The following is an 18,318-nucleotide window of genomic DNA, read 5'->3' on the forward strand; positions in this document are numbered from 1 at the left end:
CGATTCTCTACGGAGTATTCATAGGTCTTGTTCACCTTGTCTGTGCCGATCCGTCCGGTCTCACTGATCCGGTTGCCATCTGCATCATAGTTATAGGCAAGGCTGGGGGTCTTTTTGCCATTGTAGATCTTTTCAGAGACCAGCTTGTTACTCTCATTATACTCATATCTGTGCCACTCCACAACCGTTCCGTTCAGGGTTTTCTCCATATAAGTACGGTTACCCATAAGGTCATACTCGAACGTGTAGACGTAGGTGCCATAATTGTCCTCGGTCTCCGTAGCGGTCAGAAGCTTTCCAGCTGCATCATAGGTAAATGTCCGGTCGGTCTCCACGATCTGGTACGCGAAAGTGGCGTCCTTGTCATGCTTGCCGTTATGGCGGTTGCCATGAGGATAGAGGTCGTCATGTCTGCCGTCCTCATGCCGTCCGTTATGCTTGTCATCGTAGGCATAACCTGCCAGAGATTCGATGGCGGTCTCCCCTGCGATGAATCCCCTGTCGTCATAAGTATAGAGATAGTCACTTACCACCCACTCACAGGTATCGCAGACATTCTTAAGCTCCACGATCTGATTCCTTGCATTGTAAGTGTTATAGGTGCTGATGCCGTTCGGGCGGTGGATCTGGGTCACCCGGTTGATGGCATCATAAGTATAGGTGGTAACTTTTCCCTCCCTGTCGGTCACTTTGATGAGATTGTCGTTCTTGTCATACTCATAGCTTACTTTTGTGCCATCCGCATAGGTAATGGCAGCGAGATGATCCGCTTCGTCATAGGCATAGCCTATGGTGTCACCCTTTGCCTCCTCGTGGGAGAAGCCGTCCTCTCCCGGTGCACGGTAAGTGGTCACGGAAGTGATCCGGCGGAGTCCGTCATAGGTGTACTCCGTGTCCCCTGTGGTATCCTGCATGGCTACCCGCTCTCCCAAAGCATTGTAGGCATAGGTAACCCCTTCTGCACTCTGCTCCCCGGTGCTGTCGCTGTAGCTTTTTTCTACCAGATCATCCAGCTTGTCATAATCATAGCTGATCCGGTTTCCTCCGTTGGAGGTATAGGATGTGATCCGTCCTGCGATATCGTAGGTACATACTTCCTTTCGTCCTGCGGCATCGGTCACGCTGGTCAGATTTCCTTCGCGGTCGTAAGTAAATTCCGTTCCTCTTCCCAGATAATCAGTCACGCCCGTCACGCGGTCCATCACATCGTAGGTATAATATGCCACACTTCCCATAGGGTCGGTGACAGAGGTCAGACGGTTCTTGGCATCATAGGTATATTCGGTGACCCGGCCGTCTGTTGCGGTCTTTTCCAGCACATTGCCATGGGCATCATACAGATAGCTTTCTGTTAATCCCATCTTGTCCCGGTATGCAGTAACGCGGTTCACAGCATCGTAGGTATAGCCGGTGGTCTGCTCCAGAGGATCGGTCGTTAACGTCAGACGGTCATCCTTATCATAGCCGTAGTTATAGACATATCCCTTCGGATCTGTCACAGCAGTCGTATTGTAGTTGCCGTCATACGCATAGGCTGTGGTACGTTCTCCGGGTCTTTTGATGCTTACGATATTTCCGACCTTATCATAGAGAATGTCTGTTACTTTCTCCTCCGGGTCTGTCACAGTGGTCATCCGGTCTACCTTGTCATAGGCATAATTCCAGGAATAGCCCAGTGCATCCGTGACTTCAGACTGGTTGCCACGCTCATCATAGCCGTAGGTGGTCACTCCGCCTTCGGGATCTGTCACGGAAGTCAGCCGGTGCATGATGTCATAGGTATATTCGGTGGTACGGTCCAGATTATCCTGTTTTACGAGAATATCATTGCCGTTGCTGTAGGTAAAGGCAGTCTCATAGCCCAGAGGTGTCGTAATACCCGTAAGCCGTTGTACGGCATCATAGGTATAGAGATAGCTTTCGCCGTCCGGCTGTCTCTTTTTTGTCACCTGACCGTTGGCATCTACAGTATAGAGCGTAACGTTCCCCAGCGCATCGGTGACACTGGTAACTACATCATGTTTGTCATAAGTATATTTCTCCACAGCTCCCATGGGAGAGGTGGTGGTGATCATACGGTACAGCTTGTCATAACCGTAGGTCGTGGTCTGCCCCAGGGCATCGGTAACGCCGGTCAGGTTGCCTGCCGCATCATACGCATAGCTTTCCGTCAGCCCTTCCGGTGTGGTAATGGCAGTCAGACGACTCAGGGCATCATAGGTATAGGCAGTCGTGCCTCCGTTGCCATCCCTGTACGCGGCCAGACGGTTCAGGGCATCGTAGGTGTAGTCCGTGGTCACACCATTGCCGTCCTTTAAGGTAGTCAGATTACTGTTCCTGTCATAGAAAAATTCCGTGGCAGCTCCTTCCGGATCTACTTTCTGTGTCAGCCGGTTCAGGGCATCATAAGTATAGGCATATTCTGCCTTGCCCGGTTCTGTGGTATGGATGAGATTCCCCGCCGCATCGTAGGTATAGGATGTTACTTTTCCTTCTCCGTCCGTGGCGGTAAGCAGTCTGTCGGAAGCATCGTAGGTATAACGGGTGGTCACGCCGTCGATACCGGTCACGGAGACTGCTCTGCCGAAAGCATCATACGTCACAGAGGCTGTTCTGCCCAGTACATCGGTCTGGGAAGTCAGATTGCCTGCCGCATCATAGGTATAGGTCATCTCGTTGCCTGCCGTATCGGAAGCTTTCACGATTCTGCCACAGGCATCCAGGGTAAATGTGGTCACGACACCGTAACGATCGGTAAAGGTTGCCACATTTCCGTTCTTATCATAGGTATAGCGGTCTGTCTCCCCATCAGGATAGGTCTCCTTTAAGAGATTCCCCTCTGCATCCACGGTATAGGCATGGGCATTCCCCAGGGGATCCTTCGTAAGCGTAAGGTTGCTGTCCGCATCGTAGGTGTAGCCGGTCTCACCCTTCAGGGCATTCGTTACCGTTTGCAGGCGGCTGATCCGGTCATAGCTGTAGGTCGTCACATTTCCCAGCGCATCGGTCTGTGCTGTCAGCTGGCCGATGGCATCATAGGTATTTTTCAGGGTATCTCCCTCCGGTGCCGTCACCGTGAGGACCCTGCCCTCTTTGTCATAGGTGTATGCCGTAGTACCGCCGCAGGCATCGGTCACAGTCGTCAGTCTCGCCAGTGCATCATAAGCATAAGCGGTGGTATTTCCCCGTCCATCCGTCACAGCGGTCAGGCTGCCGCAGGCGTCATAGGTATAATGGACAGTGTTCCCCAGCGGATCCGTACTCTCTGTCAGAAGATTTCTTGCATCATAAGTGTAGATATACTCTCTTGCCAGGTCCTCTGCGCCGGTCTGGCGGATCTTCGTGACATTGCCGTTGCCATCGTAGGTGTATGTGGTTACGGCTCCCAGCGCATCGACCGTCTCCGTGAGTCTGGACAGATGATCGTAACGACAAGTCTCCGTGGCACCATCCGCATAGGTGATTTTCGTGATCCTTCCGTTTACGTCACTTTCATAGGAAGTCACGTTACCCTCTCTGTCAGCAGCCGAAACCATACTCTGCTTCACCGGGTCATAGGTATAACTCTCTGCATTGCCCAGACGGTCCGTGACGGTAAGGATCCGGTCTGCTCCGTCGTAAGTATTCTTCTGTACCGCACCCTTTGCATCCGCAGTCTCCGTTACCCGGTTCATGGCATCGTAGGTATACTGTATGGTCTGCTGCTCCGCATCGGTCTGTGTAAGGCGGTTCCCGTTACCGTCATAGGTATAAGTCAGGGTATTGCCCAGCGGATCCGTACCGGACAGCATCCGGTTCATGGCATCATAAGTAAAGGTGCTGGTCTGCCCCTCTTTGTCGGTAATGGCTGTCACTGCGCCTGCCGGATCATAGGTATAGACGGTCACTGCACCGGCGGCATCCGTCTCCTTTATTACCCTGCCCAAGGCATCGTAGGTATTGGCGGTGATCCCTCCGGTGGGATCCGTGACTGTTAACAGCCGGTTCATGGCATCATAGGTATAGTTCCATGTATTACCGGCACCGTCCGTCATGGATGTGACGCAGGCACCGTCATAGGTATAGGATGTGGTGTTGCCGTTCGCATCCTTTACCGCCACAAGTCGGTTTTTCTCATCGTAAGTGTAAGAGGTCTGTCCTCCCTCCGCATCGGTCACAGAAGTCAGGCGGTTCTGTCCGTCATAGGTATAGCCGGTCTTTCCTCCGTCATAGTCCGTAGACTGCGTCATTTTGCCTGCGGTATTGTACGCATAGGTCCTGGTGGCGCCATCCTGCCTTTTTTCCTGTGTTACCCTGCCTTTCCCGTCATAGGTATAAGTCGTCTCCACGCCGGTGCGGTCCAGACGGCCTGCCAGATACCCGGCGGTATTATAGCTTCTCTCTTCGAATGTGCCGTCCGGATATGCGATCTTCGTGGTACGGTAATTTTCATCATAGGTGTATACCGTTACATTGCCTTCCGCATCCGTGGCAGTGGTCTGTCCTCCTCCGGCCATCTGTTCATAAGCCAGCGTGACCACGCCGCCTTCCGCATCCGTCTGCTGTATCACACGGCCTTCCCCGTCGTACTCATTGGCTACGACTCTGTGTCCGTTTTCATCGTACCATGCGGTCATGCGGTGGCTGTCATCGTAAACATAACGAACGACACCGCCTGCGGGATTCGTCACCTGCGCCAGATTACCGGCTTCATCATAGGTATAGGTCACACCGTGGCCGTCTGGCAGAGTAATGCTGCTTAAGCGGTTCTTTTCATCCAGCGCGATCCGGAATTCCTTTCCGGAGGGTGTGGTAATGCTTTTCAGGTACAGATCCACATCATAAGCCAGTTCTGTCCGGTTACCGCAGCTGTCTTCCACCGCACGGAGCAGACCGAAGCTGTCGAATTCATGACGGCTTCCGTCATCCAGGATCTCTACCACATATCCGTTCTCTGTCTCTGAAAGTTCATAATCGCATCCGGCCGGTGCGAGGTATCCCTCTCCCGCCGGGGTAAACGTGATGATGCCGCCATTATTTCTAAGCCACAGGACCGATCCGTCGGCCAGTTCTCCCATACGTTCATCATAAGCAAAGGTCCAGCCGAAGCCCAGACTCCCTTCATACGCCGCACCCTTTGCATTGTACTGTCTGGTCAGGGCAAAATCACCGCCGATGTCCGCAATCGTGGCATCGGCCTGTTCCATGTAGAAATTACCGGTATTCAGGTTCACCGGCTCATAGCCGAACTCACAGTTCTCCGCTCTGCCTAACAGCAGTCCGTCGATGATAGCCTTATAATATTCACTTAACACGCCGGAACTGTAAGCTGTGGTATTCTTCGGTTCCCTGATGAAAATACGGTTGCCCTGTCTGGTCAGGCAGTCCTGCATCCGCATGTCGGCAAGGATCGTATTCAGTTCCACACCGTAATGCTGTGCGATCCTGGGCATCAGGTCGAAAGCGCCTTCCTCGTAGATCAGGAAGCGGTCGGATTCTACGGTCTTACCTCTTTTGCCCCCAAAGGAAGCAGTCGCCGTCACATAGTAGACCTGTCCGGGCTGTAATCCGGAAAACACCTCACTCTGCCAGTTGGAAAGTCTCCGCTTATAGGCGATCGCCTCCGGATATTCCCCTGCATAAGCATCGGAGTCCGGATAGAGAAGCTTTGTCTGCGCTTCCGTCTCTCCGGTGCTGACGTTGACCAGTTCGTAGGTCACGGTACTGCCGGGCTTGGCCAGTCCATGGGCTGCCACTCCCAGTGTATCACAGGATTTGTCCCCATTTCTTCTTACGACCGGGTAAACATCCACTGTAGTATCATCCAGCGTAAGCTTCGCCAGATCCGTCAGATCTCCTGTCCATGAGACGATCAGCTTCGGCGCATAGGATGCGGAGGAATTGTTGTAGAATACCTCACACTGCATGGAGGCACCGGCATCGCCCGCTGTCTCGTTGGGTGCTTCCACCAGTGCTTTCATGACCAGTCCGTGATTCTCTGCGGTTCCGTTGATCCATGCACTGACTTCTTCCGTTACATCGAAGGATAATGCCTCTCCGCGGGTAGTGGAAGCCGTTCTGCTATCCAGAAAATAATGGTTGTAATTTAACTGATTGTTCCATGTAAGGCTTCCCACCTGCCAGGGCTCTTCCACTCCGAAAAGTCCGAATTCAGAACTGCCCTTGCTCCAGCGGGTCTTCTGGGTCACCTGAAATGCCGCACTGACGATCTCCGGCTCCTCCGCCAGCGCTGAGAAATCATAATCAATGGCAAAATAAGATCTGCAATTTAAATGTTTGCTGTGGAAGCCTGCCAGATTTCCGGAGGTGATACCGTCATCATAGCCCACATAAGGATATGCATTATCTCCGATCACGGAATTCGGGCTGCCCTGCTCAGCGCAGGCCACATGGATCGCACTTTTACCTACCTGAATAGCGGTAGGATCGATCCGTACCGGATAGACGCGGTCATCTGCATCCAGCCAGTCACTGTCCGCGGAAACGGTAACCGCATAGGTGGATTCTTCACCGCTTTCCTCCAGCTGAAGTTCCACGCCGAAAGAGATCTCTCCAGCCGCGTCCTCCATCTCCGGAGCCTCCAGAACGAATACTGCGTCCTGTTCGGGATCTGTTCCCTCTTCATAGAGGTACAGCGTGTTGCCGCTCAGGGCGGCTTTCAGTCCATAGGTGTTCAACAGATAACGGAAGCTGTGGGCAGTGTCTCTCTGCAACAGGATGATGTCCTCTTTCACACTGTTTCCGAATATCGTGTACTGATAATCCACATCCGGCAGTACATTGTTGTAACGAATAGCATTGTCCTTTACGATACCGTCAGTGAAATCTCCCCAGGCAGGAGTCAGTGTCAGCAGATGGTCGTCACTTGCAATGGTCAGTAGCTCTGTACCTTCCTCCGCTCCGACTGTAAGCATCGCCTGATAGCTTCCGGCACTGTTCACGTAGCTTTTTGCATCTCCATACAGGGAATAGGTGGAGACCTCACTCTCTACCAGAGTATTGTCTGCCTGCTGCAGATTGCCGTCCTCATCAAGATAGCTGTTACCATCGTAGCCGATCACTGTCACATACCGGTCACCGTCTACATGGTAGGTTCGGCTGTACGCATCATAAGCTGCCAGCGTACCATAATTTTCCGGTTCCGGATCCTGATAATAGTTCTCCGGCTGTCTGGGCGGAACGTTCCCGGATACGCTAGCCGGTGTCGGCACAGGCTGCGGAGTCGGTGTCTGCTCTGGCGTCTGTTCCGGTTCCATGGTCTGTTCCGGCTCCGCCGACTGTTCCGGTCCTGCCGATTGTTCTGGTTCTGCCGATTGTTCTGGTTCTGCCGATTGTTCCGGTTCCGATGTCCGTTCCGGGTCACCGCCGGATACGGACACTGCTGCTTCCAGCCGTGTCTCTCCGCTCTCCGCCGCCATGGTATACTGCAATGAGCTGTCTCCAAAAAGCAGTACCAAAACAAGCAGAAAGCTCAGCCTTCTGTTCCACTTCTTTCCTTTTACACTATACATTTGTCCTCCCTCATTTGTGCTTCTGCACCGCAATTAAAGTTTGTTCCGGTTGCTTCTTTAACACGTTGTTCCTATACCGTGATAAAGTATTTTGAAATATTTTATGATATTGATTATTAGTTGTCAATAAAAATGTGTGGTTTTTCGATAAATCGAAGCGTATATTTCAATTTATCGAAATATAAAAAACGTTCAGCATTTTTTGACTGAACGTTTTTTCCCCAAAATATTATCATTATCAGCGCGTGTAAACACCTAAATCCTTTAAAATATCATGTCTGAACTTGGCCAACGGCTTCTTCCCATATTCTTCATACGGTACCTGTTTTCCAAATACCATATCGCGGATATCTGTAGATGCCAGATTCGCCTTGCCCGCAGCCGCTCTCTTCCCATTAATCAAGTCACAGATTTCATCGATCTGGGTTTCCGGGTACATTTCCTTTAATTCTACCAGTTCTTTCAAGTCATCGCTATGAAAATCATACGCTTCCTGCAAGTGAAGCACCTTAATATTTTGCTCCAATTGTGAATTTTTAGCTTTTATCTTTACTGAAGGCTGTTCTCCCGGCAAAATTCCTGTTGGGGTAAAAGTAAAGCTGTTATCATCCATTGTCGAATCAAAGGGAGAGATTTCCAATTCTTTTGTCAATTTTGTTAAATTGCAGACGCTGCAACAAGGAACTAAATTATATAAACATAATGCAAAAATCGGATATTCGCTTCGGCTAATAAAATGATCCATCTGCGCTCCGGATACGTTTTCGCCTCTGGCTGTTATATAATTTCTGTTGCAATACGGGCAAGTCTTGATCTTACTGTTTTTCACTAAATAGACATTTAATTTTTGATCCGCTAATCCTGGCATCCTTATTATCTTACCCCGAACCTTATTATAAGCCTCATAGTAAATCTGATAAAGACGTTTGAACTTTCCATTTTTCTTAAATGTTTCCTCATGCATTTCATCTTTGGATAATTGTAGATAGGCCTTTTTAATCTCTGAATAATCTGCAAGAATCCATTTACGAAATATCTCATCTGATTCTTGTTCTGCCAAATTGCGCCATGCTGCTCCCATATACTTTTTCACGCGGTTCACGATTTTTTTCCTATACGCATCATCTACTACAGCCTTCACAGCATCGAAATAGACATCCTCAACTTTTTTATCATATTTTTCAATTTTTATCATACGTTTTCCCTTCCAGATCCCGCAATTCTTCTTCGATTTCCTGTTGCCTCTTCTTCAGGTAGCTGATTCTGTTTTCTGTTTTCTTCATGTCTTCTTCTATCAATCCAAGAAGATGGCTGCGGTAAATATCTTCCCCAATTGCCATGGCGAAATCAGAGATTCGCTGGTACACGTTCTCAACTGTTATGTCTGGCTTTAATATTTGCGACATGTTGTCAGCCAGATCTTTCCTGCTTTGGTATTTTTTATTTTCCTGATCCTCCTTGTTTTCTTGGTGCTCCTTCGATTCCAGTGCTTCAAATACTTGTACAATCTTCTCCCTTGCAAATTCACCCATGGTATATTTCAGAAAAAAGTCCTTCTTTAACAGTGTATGGATATTTTGTCCGAAGGTTTGTTCGTGGGATTCCTCACTTTCCCCTTCCTCCGACAGGAAAATAATATTATCTTCAAAAATATCGGAGAGAATAAATGGAGAGTTTGTGGCAATGATAATTTGCAGATTACAGGGAACCGCTTCCTCTATAATTTTGCACAGATCCGAGATATACAGTCTCTGCCATTCCGGATGGTAATACAGATCTCCCTCATCTATAAACAGAATGGCGGAATCATTTTCAACGATGGTTTCATTCTCATACGCCCTTCCACTGTCTCCAAGACTTTTTATCAACTCCTTATTGTTGGCATAACCTTTCACACTCCAGTATAGTTTTGCAAAAAAATCAAACCTTGCATATTGCCCGGACGAGAAATACTGTAAGGTATTTGTTGTATGAAAAAAGTCCATATGAATATCAGTCTTCTCTCCCCTTACAAAATTCCGGATAATATCATCCTTTTCTTTATCTCCAATAGTCAGATCATCCACCGAGAATGTTTCCCAAAGTAGTTTTTTCAGATTTTCTTCTTTCTTCTCAAAATGATCTCTTAAATACAATAGTTGAAACAATAAGTCTCTGTTAAAATATCTGGTTTTGACCTCTTTCTTTTGTTTCTGTCCGTCCTGTCCCTGTCTGATTTGCTCAATCCGTTCCGCAAAAGCCCGCTGTTCTGAGTAATTTTGTGTTTCTCCCAGGTCATTATTTTTCTCTCCCTGAAATGCAAATGCTTCATTCATATCAATTTTATTGGAAAAATAAAATATTTTACTCAACTGCCGTCTCACGGAGCCTGCTGTGCCGGAACCATACTCCATTATTTCTTCTGGACTCTTTTTAATCGTCATATTAGAGATATAATACTTCTTTTTATTCATCTCAAAAATCACCAGAAACTCTGTCCCTCGCAAGGAGGGCCTATATTTTTCCACGATTTTGGAAACAGTTGTTTCCTCTTCTCCCAGTCTATACATAATTGTGTCAAAATCATTTCCTAAAAAATTCACAAGACTTGTCTTTCCCGTTCCGTTCTTTCCTACAATAGCATATATGGAACTTATTTTAGGTGAATATGTCAGTGGAATCTCCTTTTTCTTCTTATCATCATACTTGATCTCTCCATCAGAATAGTCATAACATTTATCAAAGTAAAATTTTTGCTGTGTCATCCCATGGTATTGATTCAGATAGACCAGTTTATAAGAAATGTATTTATTTATTCGGCTGTTTATAAACGCTTTTTTCATATCCAAAAAAACAGTCTTGCCATAACTGTTTAATACATTATCCATATCTGATTTTAAGTCCAGTTTGTATGTCTCATCGGAATATTCAACCATGATCTTCGTCTTTTGTTCCAATGAAACTTTAAATAATATGCTTTCCCTACTTTTTTCCCTGAAAACACGTTCGGATCTTACTTTATCCATATAGGTTTCAAAGAGGCTCTTTCTCTCATCCGGAACTGTTAAACACTCCATAGTAATAGGCATTTCCTCCATACCATAAAAGTTAATAGCCGGTTGGCCGTGATTACTACGATCTTCGCTATAGATATCTTTCAGCATCCCCATAATGATTACGCTGTCCAGATAAAGAAATTGTTTCTGCAATCTTTCTGCCTCATTATTCTGGAAGAAGCCCTTAATAATCGTATAGACCTGTTTGCGGTGGATGGAATTCATATCTACTTCATTGCATGTATATTTCTCCAATATTCTTTGGATGATATTCCTCGGCAGATAATGTATATTTTTTTCTATCATTTCAAGACCGTTATATGCATACCCAAAATCATTTTGATCTCCGGCGTTTTTAATATGACCAATCAGTGCATCAGCAATATACTGCCGTTCGTCCGAATCAAGACGCATTTCGGTTTTGTAATATCTGCAAAGCAATTTAATAGCTGTTTCATTATCATTAAATCTGCCGTAAAAATAATAATAAAGTTCTGTCATAGACAAATACGCTGTTCTATACATTGCCCGAGGTATCGTTTTCAGAGTATCAACGTCCTGTTCTTTGTCAATAACTGCAAAAAGCGCATAGCAAAAATGTTTGTGTTCCAGTAATTTTTCCCACTTTTCTTCAATTACAGTTTGCGGAGAAATACATTCCATGCAAATACAGCAAAAAGTCATGAACTCACTTTCTGTTAATTCATTTATATAATTTTTTTCACGCTCATTCGCAATCCTTTTCTCCATTTCGTCTGCGATAAGGCATAACTGATTCTCTATATCCTCCCGAAGAATCTCCTGCCGAAGGAACATCCTCTGATCCAGTTTATTTTCTTCACAATAATATTTTATTTCATCAAACAGCCTTTTTTTATTCCGTATTAAATCCATCTTCTTCCCCTTTCGCACGCTTTTATCGTTTGCCGATTCCTTTCCTTCTATTGTACCTGTATCCCCGATCCCCCGCAACTGTTCCTCGCCAAAATGCCCCAAATTCTTCCAAGATAATTAACAAAAAATCCACGAAAAAAGCAGAGACGATATTAAAATCATCTCTGCTTCCAGCGTAAACATGGTACTACTCCTTTGTATTTTGAGCAAAAAATATGGGAAGCCTAAGCTTCCCACTCGTTAATGTTCATCTCTTTACGGATTGATTACCGAAGGTTAATGGAGACCTAAATACCCTTTTCTCTTTATCAGTTTTTCAGCCTCTTCACTGTTTTCCATCATTCCGGTTTCGATACATATCTTTCGGTCTGTCTGGATCAGAATTCTATACGCCCCTCTTCCAGCCGCCTTATAACGCACCGATCTCACGTCTTCCCATGAGTATTTTTTCTCTTTTCCCCAAATGGAACGGTAAGTAATATCATCCCGCGTCATAGTAATTCTTTTGTTGCGCCAAAACAGAAGGAAATAGCTCCCTTCCATTCCACATAATATGAAAAAGATAATGCCTGCGCCTTTCACTTCCTTTGAAGTGCTTGAAATCAATATTAAAAAAACTCCCACTCCGATGAACCAGAAAAACACTCCAAGTAGCAATGGTGTCAATGTTCTTCCGGAACACACAGCTTCTTTTTCATCCTTCACTTCTGTAATCCTCCGGTAAGATCTTTGGGTGTACACCAAAAACGGATGCCCCCATTCCTACAGGGAAGCATCCATTTCTTCCATTTTATTTTTACAGCAGTCTGTCCAGTGTCTCTCTGATGGCCTTGATGAAATCCAGGCTGTTGAGGATCACAGGATGCTCACAAGTGGAGATCAGGGACAGGCTCTTGGTCATCTTGCCATCCTCAATGGTCTTAATGCATGCCTGCTCCAGCTTGTCTGCGAAGTTACACAGTTCGGGGATCTGATCCAGCTCGCCGCGCTTTCTGAGAGCTCCGGTCCATGCGTAGATGGTAGCAATGGAGTTGGTGGAGGTCTCTTCACCCTTTAAGTGCTTGTAGTAATGACGCTGTACAGTTCCATGAGCAGCCTCGTACTCATAAACGCCGCTGGGAGATACCAGTACAGAGGTCATCATGGACAGATCGCCGTAAGCGGTAGCTACCATATCGGACATTACATCACCATCGTAGTTCTTACATGCCCAGATGAATCCGCCCTCAGAACGGATGACACGGGCTACGGCATCATCGATCAGAGTGTAGAAATATTCGATGCCCAGTTCCTCAAATTTAGCCTTATACTCGTTATCATAGATCTCCTGAAAAATATCCTTGAAGGTATGATCGTATTTTTTGGAAATGGTGTCCTTGGTGGAGAACCACAGATCCTGCTTCGTATCTACCGCATAGCTGAAGCATGCTCTTGCAAAGCTCTCGATGGATTTATTGGTATTGTGGATACCCTGAATGATACCGGCTCCGTCGAAATTATGGATCAGTTCACGGGTCTCGGTGCCGTCTGCTGCAGTAAATACCAGTTCTGCCTTACCGGGGCCGGGTACCTTGATCTCAGTATTTTTATACACATCGCCGTAAGCATGACGGGCAATGGTAATGGGCTTGGTCCAGTTCTTGACATAAGGAACGATACCCTTTACCAGAATCGGTGCACGGAATACAGTACCGTCTAAGATCGCACGGATGGTTCCGTTGGGACTCTTCCACATTTCCTTCAGATTATACTCTGTCATTCTGGCAGCGTTGGGGGTAATGGTCGCACATTTTACAGCAACGCCGTACTTCAATGTGGCATTGGCAGAATCCACGGTTACCTGATCATCGGTCTCATTACGATGCTCCAGTCCAAGATCATAGTACTCTGTCTTCAGATCGATGTAAGGCAGTAACAGTTCATCCTTGATCATCTGCCAGAGGATTCTGGTCATTTCGTCTCCGTCCATCTCTACGAGAGGGGTTGTCATTTTGATCTTTTCCATAATGATTTCCTTTCCGGTATTTATTCTTTTACTTTGCAATAGCTATCCAGAACCACATTGGCAAAATCGCTTCTGCAAGGCTTCACCGAATAACATGCCTGCATGTTATTTGCTCATGTGGTTACTTCGCCCATTGGCTCTGAATAATTACATTCTACAGTAATTTTCACAGACAAGCAACCTATTCCTGCGGCTTATCCTGCTGTGCATAGGCCTCGTTCAGACCGTTTTTCACCATGTTGTCATAGGCGTTGATCATGTGCTGGTGTGCCAGCTGCTCTGCCAGATCGGCATTGCCTGCCTTGATGGCCTCCATGATCTGCTCATGCTCTTCATTGGATTTGGGACCGCGGTTGGCACTGGCCAATGTTTTCTTGCGGACACGCAGGACATACTGATGGAAGTCCTTCAGCTGATGCTCCAGCATCTTGCTGTCACATGCCTCATACAGAATATCATGGAAACGATTATCTAACTCCGCCAGCTGCTCCAGATGCCCCTTCTGGGCATGGAACTTGGACAGATAGACATTCTCTTCCATCTCTTCCATCTGCTCCTTGGTGATATGTTCCGTAGCCCAACGGGCGCACAGACCTTCCAGCAGGGAACGGATCATGTAAATATCCTTCACATCCTTCTGAGTAATGCCGGTAACATAGGCTCCCTTGTTCGGGATGATCTGAATCAGTCCCTCCAGCTCCAGCTGCCGGAACGCCTCTCTGACGGGGGTTCTGCTGACTCCCATTTCCTCACCAATGGCCACTTCTTTCAATTCTTCATGTTCCTGATATTTTCCGCTTAAGATGTCCTCTCTCAGCTTGTGAAATACCCGTCCCCGCAGGGAGAACTTATCCGTTACTTCCTGCTTTACATCATACTTACTCACTATAATCCTCATTTCCGGGCAGCAAAAAATGCCGCCATATTTTCTTACTCACCGATCTTCAGGTTCTTCTCCAGGCAGATACGGTTGACGCAGGCCACGATCTCTTCATCCGTAAGCACGGTGACACGTCCACCGGCGTACTCCTCGTCTACCCACTTTTTGATCTCCGCTACCAGTTCGGAAGTCTTCTGTACCTGCTTGTCTCCCTTTAACTTATAATAGGTGTTCAGCCAGTGTGCGATACCTGCCAGACCGGAGGTATTGGAAATAGCGCACAATACCGGACGATTCAGGAATTTCTCGGTATCGAAAATGTTGTAGATCTCTTCGTTCTTAAGCAGACCGTCCGCATGGATACCGGCTCTGGTCACGTTGAAATTCTTGCCGACAAACGGGGTTCTGGGCGGGATCTGATAGCCGATCTCCTTCTCATAGTACTCTGCCAGCTCCGTGATGACACGGGTATTCATACCGTTCAGATCACCCTTCAACTGTGCATATTCGAATACCATTGCCTCCAGCGGTGTATTACCGGTACGCTCACCGATACCAAACAGTGAGGTATTTACACCGGAACAACCGTACAACCATGCTGTGGTGGAATTGGACACCGCCTTGTAAAAGTCATTGTGACCATGCCATTCGATCAGCTCATGCGGCACACCTGCGTGGGTATGGATTGCGTAAATGATACCCTGTACACTACGGGGAATAACGGCACCGGGATAGTTGACACCGTATCCCATGGTATCGCAGGCCCGGACCTTGATGGGGATCTGATACTCCTTCATCAGTTTCATCAGTTCCAGGCAGAACGGAACCACATAACCGTAGATATCCGCTCTGGTGATATCCTCCAGATGACATCTGGGGCTGATCCCCTCCTCCAGGCAGTCACGGATAACGCTTAAATAGTGATCCATGGCCTGTCTTCTGGTCATTTTTAATTTCAGGAAAATATGATAATCGGAACAGCTGACCAGAATGCCAGTCTCCTTCATTCCGATCTCTTTTACCAGCTTAAAGTCCTCCTTGCTGGCACGGATCCAGCTGGTAACTTCGGGGAACTTGTATCCCCTCTCCATACATTTATAAACAGCGTCTCTGTCCTTCTTGCTGTACAGGAAAAATTCACTGGCACGGATCATTCCGTTGGGGCCACCCAGTTCATGCAGATAGTCATAGATCTTTACGATCTGCTCTGTGGTATAAGGTGCTCTGGACTGCTGTCCGTCTCTGAAGGTAGTATCTGTGATCCAGATATCCTTTGGCATGTTATGAGGCACGATACGATCATTAAAAGGTATTTTGGGGATTTCGGAATAAGGGAACATGTTACGGAACACGTTCGGCTTCTCCACATCATCCAGTATGTACATATGCTCTTCAATCTCCAAAAGGTTGTTCTTCGGATTCATGGAGACCGGACGATTCTGAAATGCATCACTTTCTCTCATTGGTATACCTCTCTTCCCTGACATTCGATATCTGCAAGATTTTATAATTTTTACTCTGCGCAGTAAAAATACATTTTGCAGTTCTCGTATCATTGTATACAATCATACCATTTGTGTCAATATCTTTGGTATTTATTTTATTGACTTATTTTAATCATATTTTTTATTTTTCCCAGTGATTTTATCCTTTTACTTGTTTTCTAATAATCTCCGTACATTAAGCATGCCGAAGCCCTGCTTGTTCCACGGCTCTCCCAGATCGGTAGCTGTAAGGGACAGCAGACGAACAAATTCTTCATTGATAATTCCCGGATATTTTTCCATAGCAAGGGCTGCCGCCCCGGATACAATGGGTGTTGCCATGGATGTGCCGCTTTTTGCTACATAGGGTCTGTAGATTCTGCCGTTCCGGTTCTGCCAGAAAGCATTACAGGACAGAATCCTTGTCCCCGGAGCCACAATATCCGGTTTACGGGTCACATCATATCTTCTGCCCCTGCCGGAGTACGTCTCACACCTTCCGGGATCATTTTTACAATATCTTCCGTCATGACAACCCACCGTCAGAACCTTTCTGCTACTGGCCATCTCCGAAATACTACCGTCCTCCGGACCGGTATTGCCTGCAGCACAGACCACGAGAATATTATGATCCCACAACAATTCCAGAGATTTTCGCAGCATCTGCTCCTTGTAACGTTCCTTCAGGTCTCCGATCCCCACAGAGATATTCAGGACACGGATTCCATACCTGTTTTTCACCCGCAGTACCCATTCCAGTGCTTCCTGCATGGAATCACAGGAGCCCTCCCCCTGTCTGTCCAGCACTTTTCCCACCACAAGCTTTGCCTCCGGTGCCATTCCGCGAAATCTTCCTCCGGACAGTTCTCCGCTTCCGCATACAATCCCGCAGACATGTGTCCCGTGTCCATTATCGTCATACGGAAAGGAACGGCCTTCTACAAAGTCGGAAAAAGCAAGCAGCCGTCCTACCAGATCCGGATGATAAGCAATTCCGGTATCCAGCACAGCAACAGTCACAGATTTCACACGTCCTGCCCCACTATGCAATTGTTCCGGCACCTGTACCTGTTCCCTTACCCGCTGCATCTTGTTCCTTCCCCGTAAAATAAGACAAAACCGGCATAAGACTTATTCTATCTTATGCCGGTTTCTTATCCTGGTGTCGGTAAAATCTGACCCTTATTCATTTATAATTTCGATTCCCTCCGGGAATGCGCTGTCACCGATATTGGTGACACTTGCAGGCAGATGCACCTTTTTCAGTTCCGTATGGCTGCGGAACACTTCATCAGCGATCACACGAACACCATCCGGTATGGTCACTTCGGGAAGATCCCCCTTGTAAGCCACCAGAATGTCCCCGCTGATCAGGTAATCATCCATGCTGTTTTCTTCAAAATCATCCATCCATCCGGTATGCGTAAATGCCTTGGCTTCCACCCGGGTCACCGTATCCGGCAATATCACACTACTCAGATCATCACAGTGATAAAATGCTGCATAATCAATAGTGGTCACACCTTCCGGTAAAGTAATCGACTGTACAGAACTTCTGGAAAAAGCAAAACGTCCGATTTCGGTCGTTCCCTCCGGTATGCTCACTGCTCCTACCGACTGGTTCCTGTAATATTTCCATTCCGGAATTTTTCCGTCTTCTGTTTCCGCTGTGATATCCTGCGGTTCACCGTCAGTCTCCTGTCCTGCTACCGGTTCCGTATAGCCCTGTTGCACAGTTTCTTCCTCAGGCAGCATCATAACCATCGCATGATTTCCTACGACAAAGGTACTGCCGAGCACATTTCCGGGCACCGGTGTCGGTGCAGGGGTCGGCGTTTCAGTGGGGGCAGGCTCTGTTGTTGCCTGTGAATCCGAAGTTCCGTCTGCCGCCGGTGTCGCCGTCGGCGCTGCCGTTACCAGAGGACTCTGACTTTTCTGCTCTGCCAGCTTCTGTGCAAACTTTTCAGCCACGCTGCCTTCGTCCGCATGAATCGTTACGTTATCACAATTTAAGAATGCATCGTCTGCGATGCTTGTCACCGTGTCCGGAATATAAATATCCGTAAGGTTCGTACATCCGGCAAATGCCTGTGCATCAATACTCTGTACATTCTCAGGGATCGTGATCTGTTTCAGTCCGGTGCATCCTGAAAAAGCATATTCATCCACTGAGGTAAGACCTTTACCAAGTACAACCTCTTCCAGATTATTACAGCCCCAGAACACATAGGCATCCAGTCGTTTCACAGATTTGGGAACCACAACAAACTGTACCTTCTGGTTATTTTCAAAAGCACTCTCACCCACGACTTCCACTGTATCGGGAATCGTGACACGTTCATCGCTTCCTCTGTATTTTGTCAGTGTACTGCCTTCAATCTGAAAATCGGAGGCAGACGCTGCCGCATCTGCCTCCGACACAGGAAGATGTGTCAGGATCAATGCGGTAGCTATCAATGCCAATGCAACTACCCACTTTTTATGATTCATAAACCTTCCCATCCTTTAT

General features: G+C 47.2%; 9 protein-coding genes. All 9 read right to left on the reverse strand.

The features are described 5' to 3' along the window. Window positions 1-7,511: DNRLRE domain-containing protein (locus DW835_RS00005; RefSeq protein ID WP_118730450.1), on the reverse strand; the 7,511-nt coding region annotated here is incomplete at its 3' end. Window positions 7,512-7,749: 238 nt separating this feature from the next. After that, window positions 7,750-8,706: a hypothetical protein gene (locus DW835_RS00010; RefSeq protein ID WP_118669633.1), complete on the reverse strand. Its 957-nt coding sequence runs from the start codon at window positions 8,704-8,706 to the stop codon at window positions 7,750-7,752. Next, window positions 8,693-10,801: a hypothetical protein gene (locus DW835_RS00015; RefSeq protein WP_182430174.1), complete on the reverse strand. Its 2,109-nt coding sequence runs from the start codon at window positions 10,799-10,801 to the stop codon at window positions 8,693-8,695. The genes DW835_RS00010 and DW835_RS00015 overlap by 14 nt, the downstream gene beginning before the upstream one ends. Window positions 10,802-11,716: 915 nt before the next feature. Next, window positions 11,717-12,145, reverse strand: coding sequence for a DUF6560 family protein (locus DW835_RS00020; protein WP_118669631.1), 429 nt, complete (start codon window positions 12,143-12,145; stop codon window positions 11,717-11,719). 91 nt (window positions 12,146-12,236) lie between these two features. Continuing rightward, a complete protein-coding gene (locus DW835_RS00025) occupies window positions 12,237-13,445 on the reverse strand; it encodes an NADP-dependent isocitrate dehydrogenase (RefSeq protein ID WP_118669630.1) in 1,209 nt (402 codons plus the stop codon). A gap of 181 nt (window positions 13,446-13,626) precedes the next feature. Next, the gene (locus DW835_RS00030; protein ID WP_022312873.1) at window positions 13,627-14,331 is read right to left on the reverse strand and encodes a GntR family transcriptional regulator; all 705 of its coding nucleotides are present in this window, start codon (window positions 14,329-14,331) and stop codon (window positions 13,627-13,629) included. Between the two features lie 44 nt (window positions 14,332-14,375). Next, complete coding sequence (locus DW835_RS00035) at window positions 14,376-15,749, reverse strand: 2-isopropylmalate synthase (RefSeq protein ID WP_347475465.1); 1,374 nt, start codon at window positions 15,747-15,749, stop codon at window positions 14,376-14,378. A gap of 228 nt (window positions 15,750-15,977) precedes the next feature. Beyond that, window positions 15,978-16,898: a S8 family peptidase gene (locus DW835_RS00040; RefSeq protein WP_118730451.1), complete on the reverse strand. Its 921-nt coding sequence runs from the start codon at window positions 16,896-16,898 to the stop codon at window positions 15,978-15,980. A 93-nt stretch (window positions 16,899-16,991) separates the two neighbouring features. Further along, window positions 16,992-18,299 carry a leucine-rich repeat domain-containing protein gene (locus DW835_RS00045; protein ID WP_182430176.1) on the reverse strand — a complete coding sequence of 436 codons (1,308 nt, stop codon included), beginning with the start codon at window positions 18,297-18,299 and terminating at the stop codon, window positions 16,992-16,994. Between the last annotated feature and the right edge of the window lie 19 nt (window positions 18,300-18,318).

The organism is Clostridium sp. AM34-9AC, assembly GCF_003480225.1.
GTDB classification, from domain to species: domain Bacteria; phylum Bacillota; class Clostridia; order Lachnospirales; family Lachnospiraceae; genus Acetatifactor; species Acetatifactor acetigignens.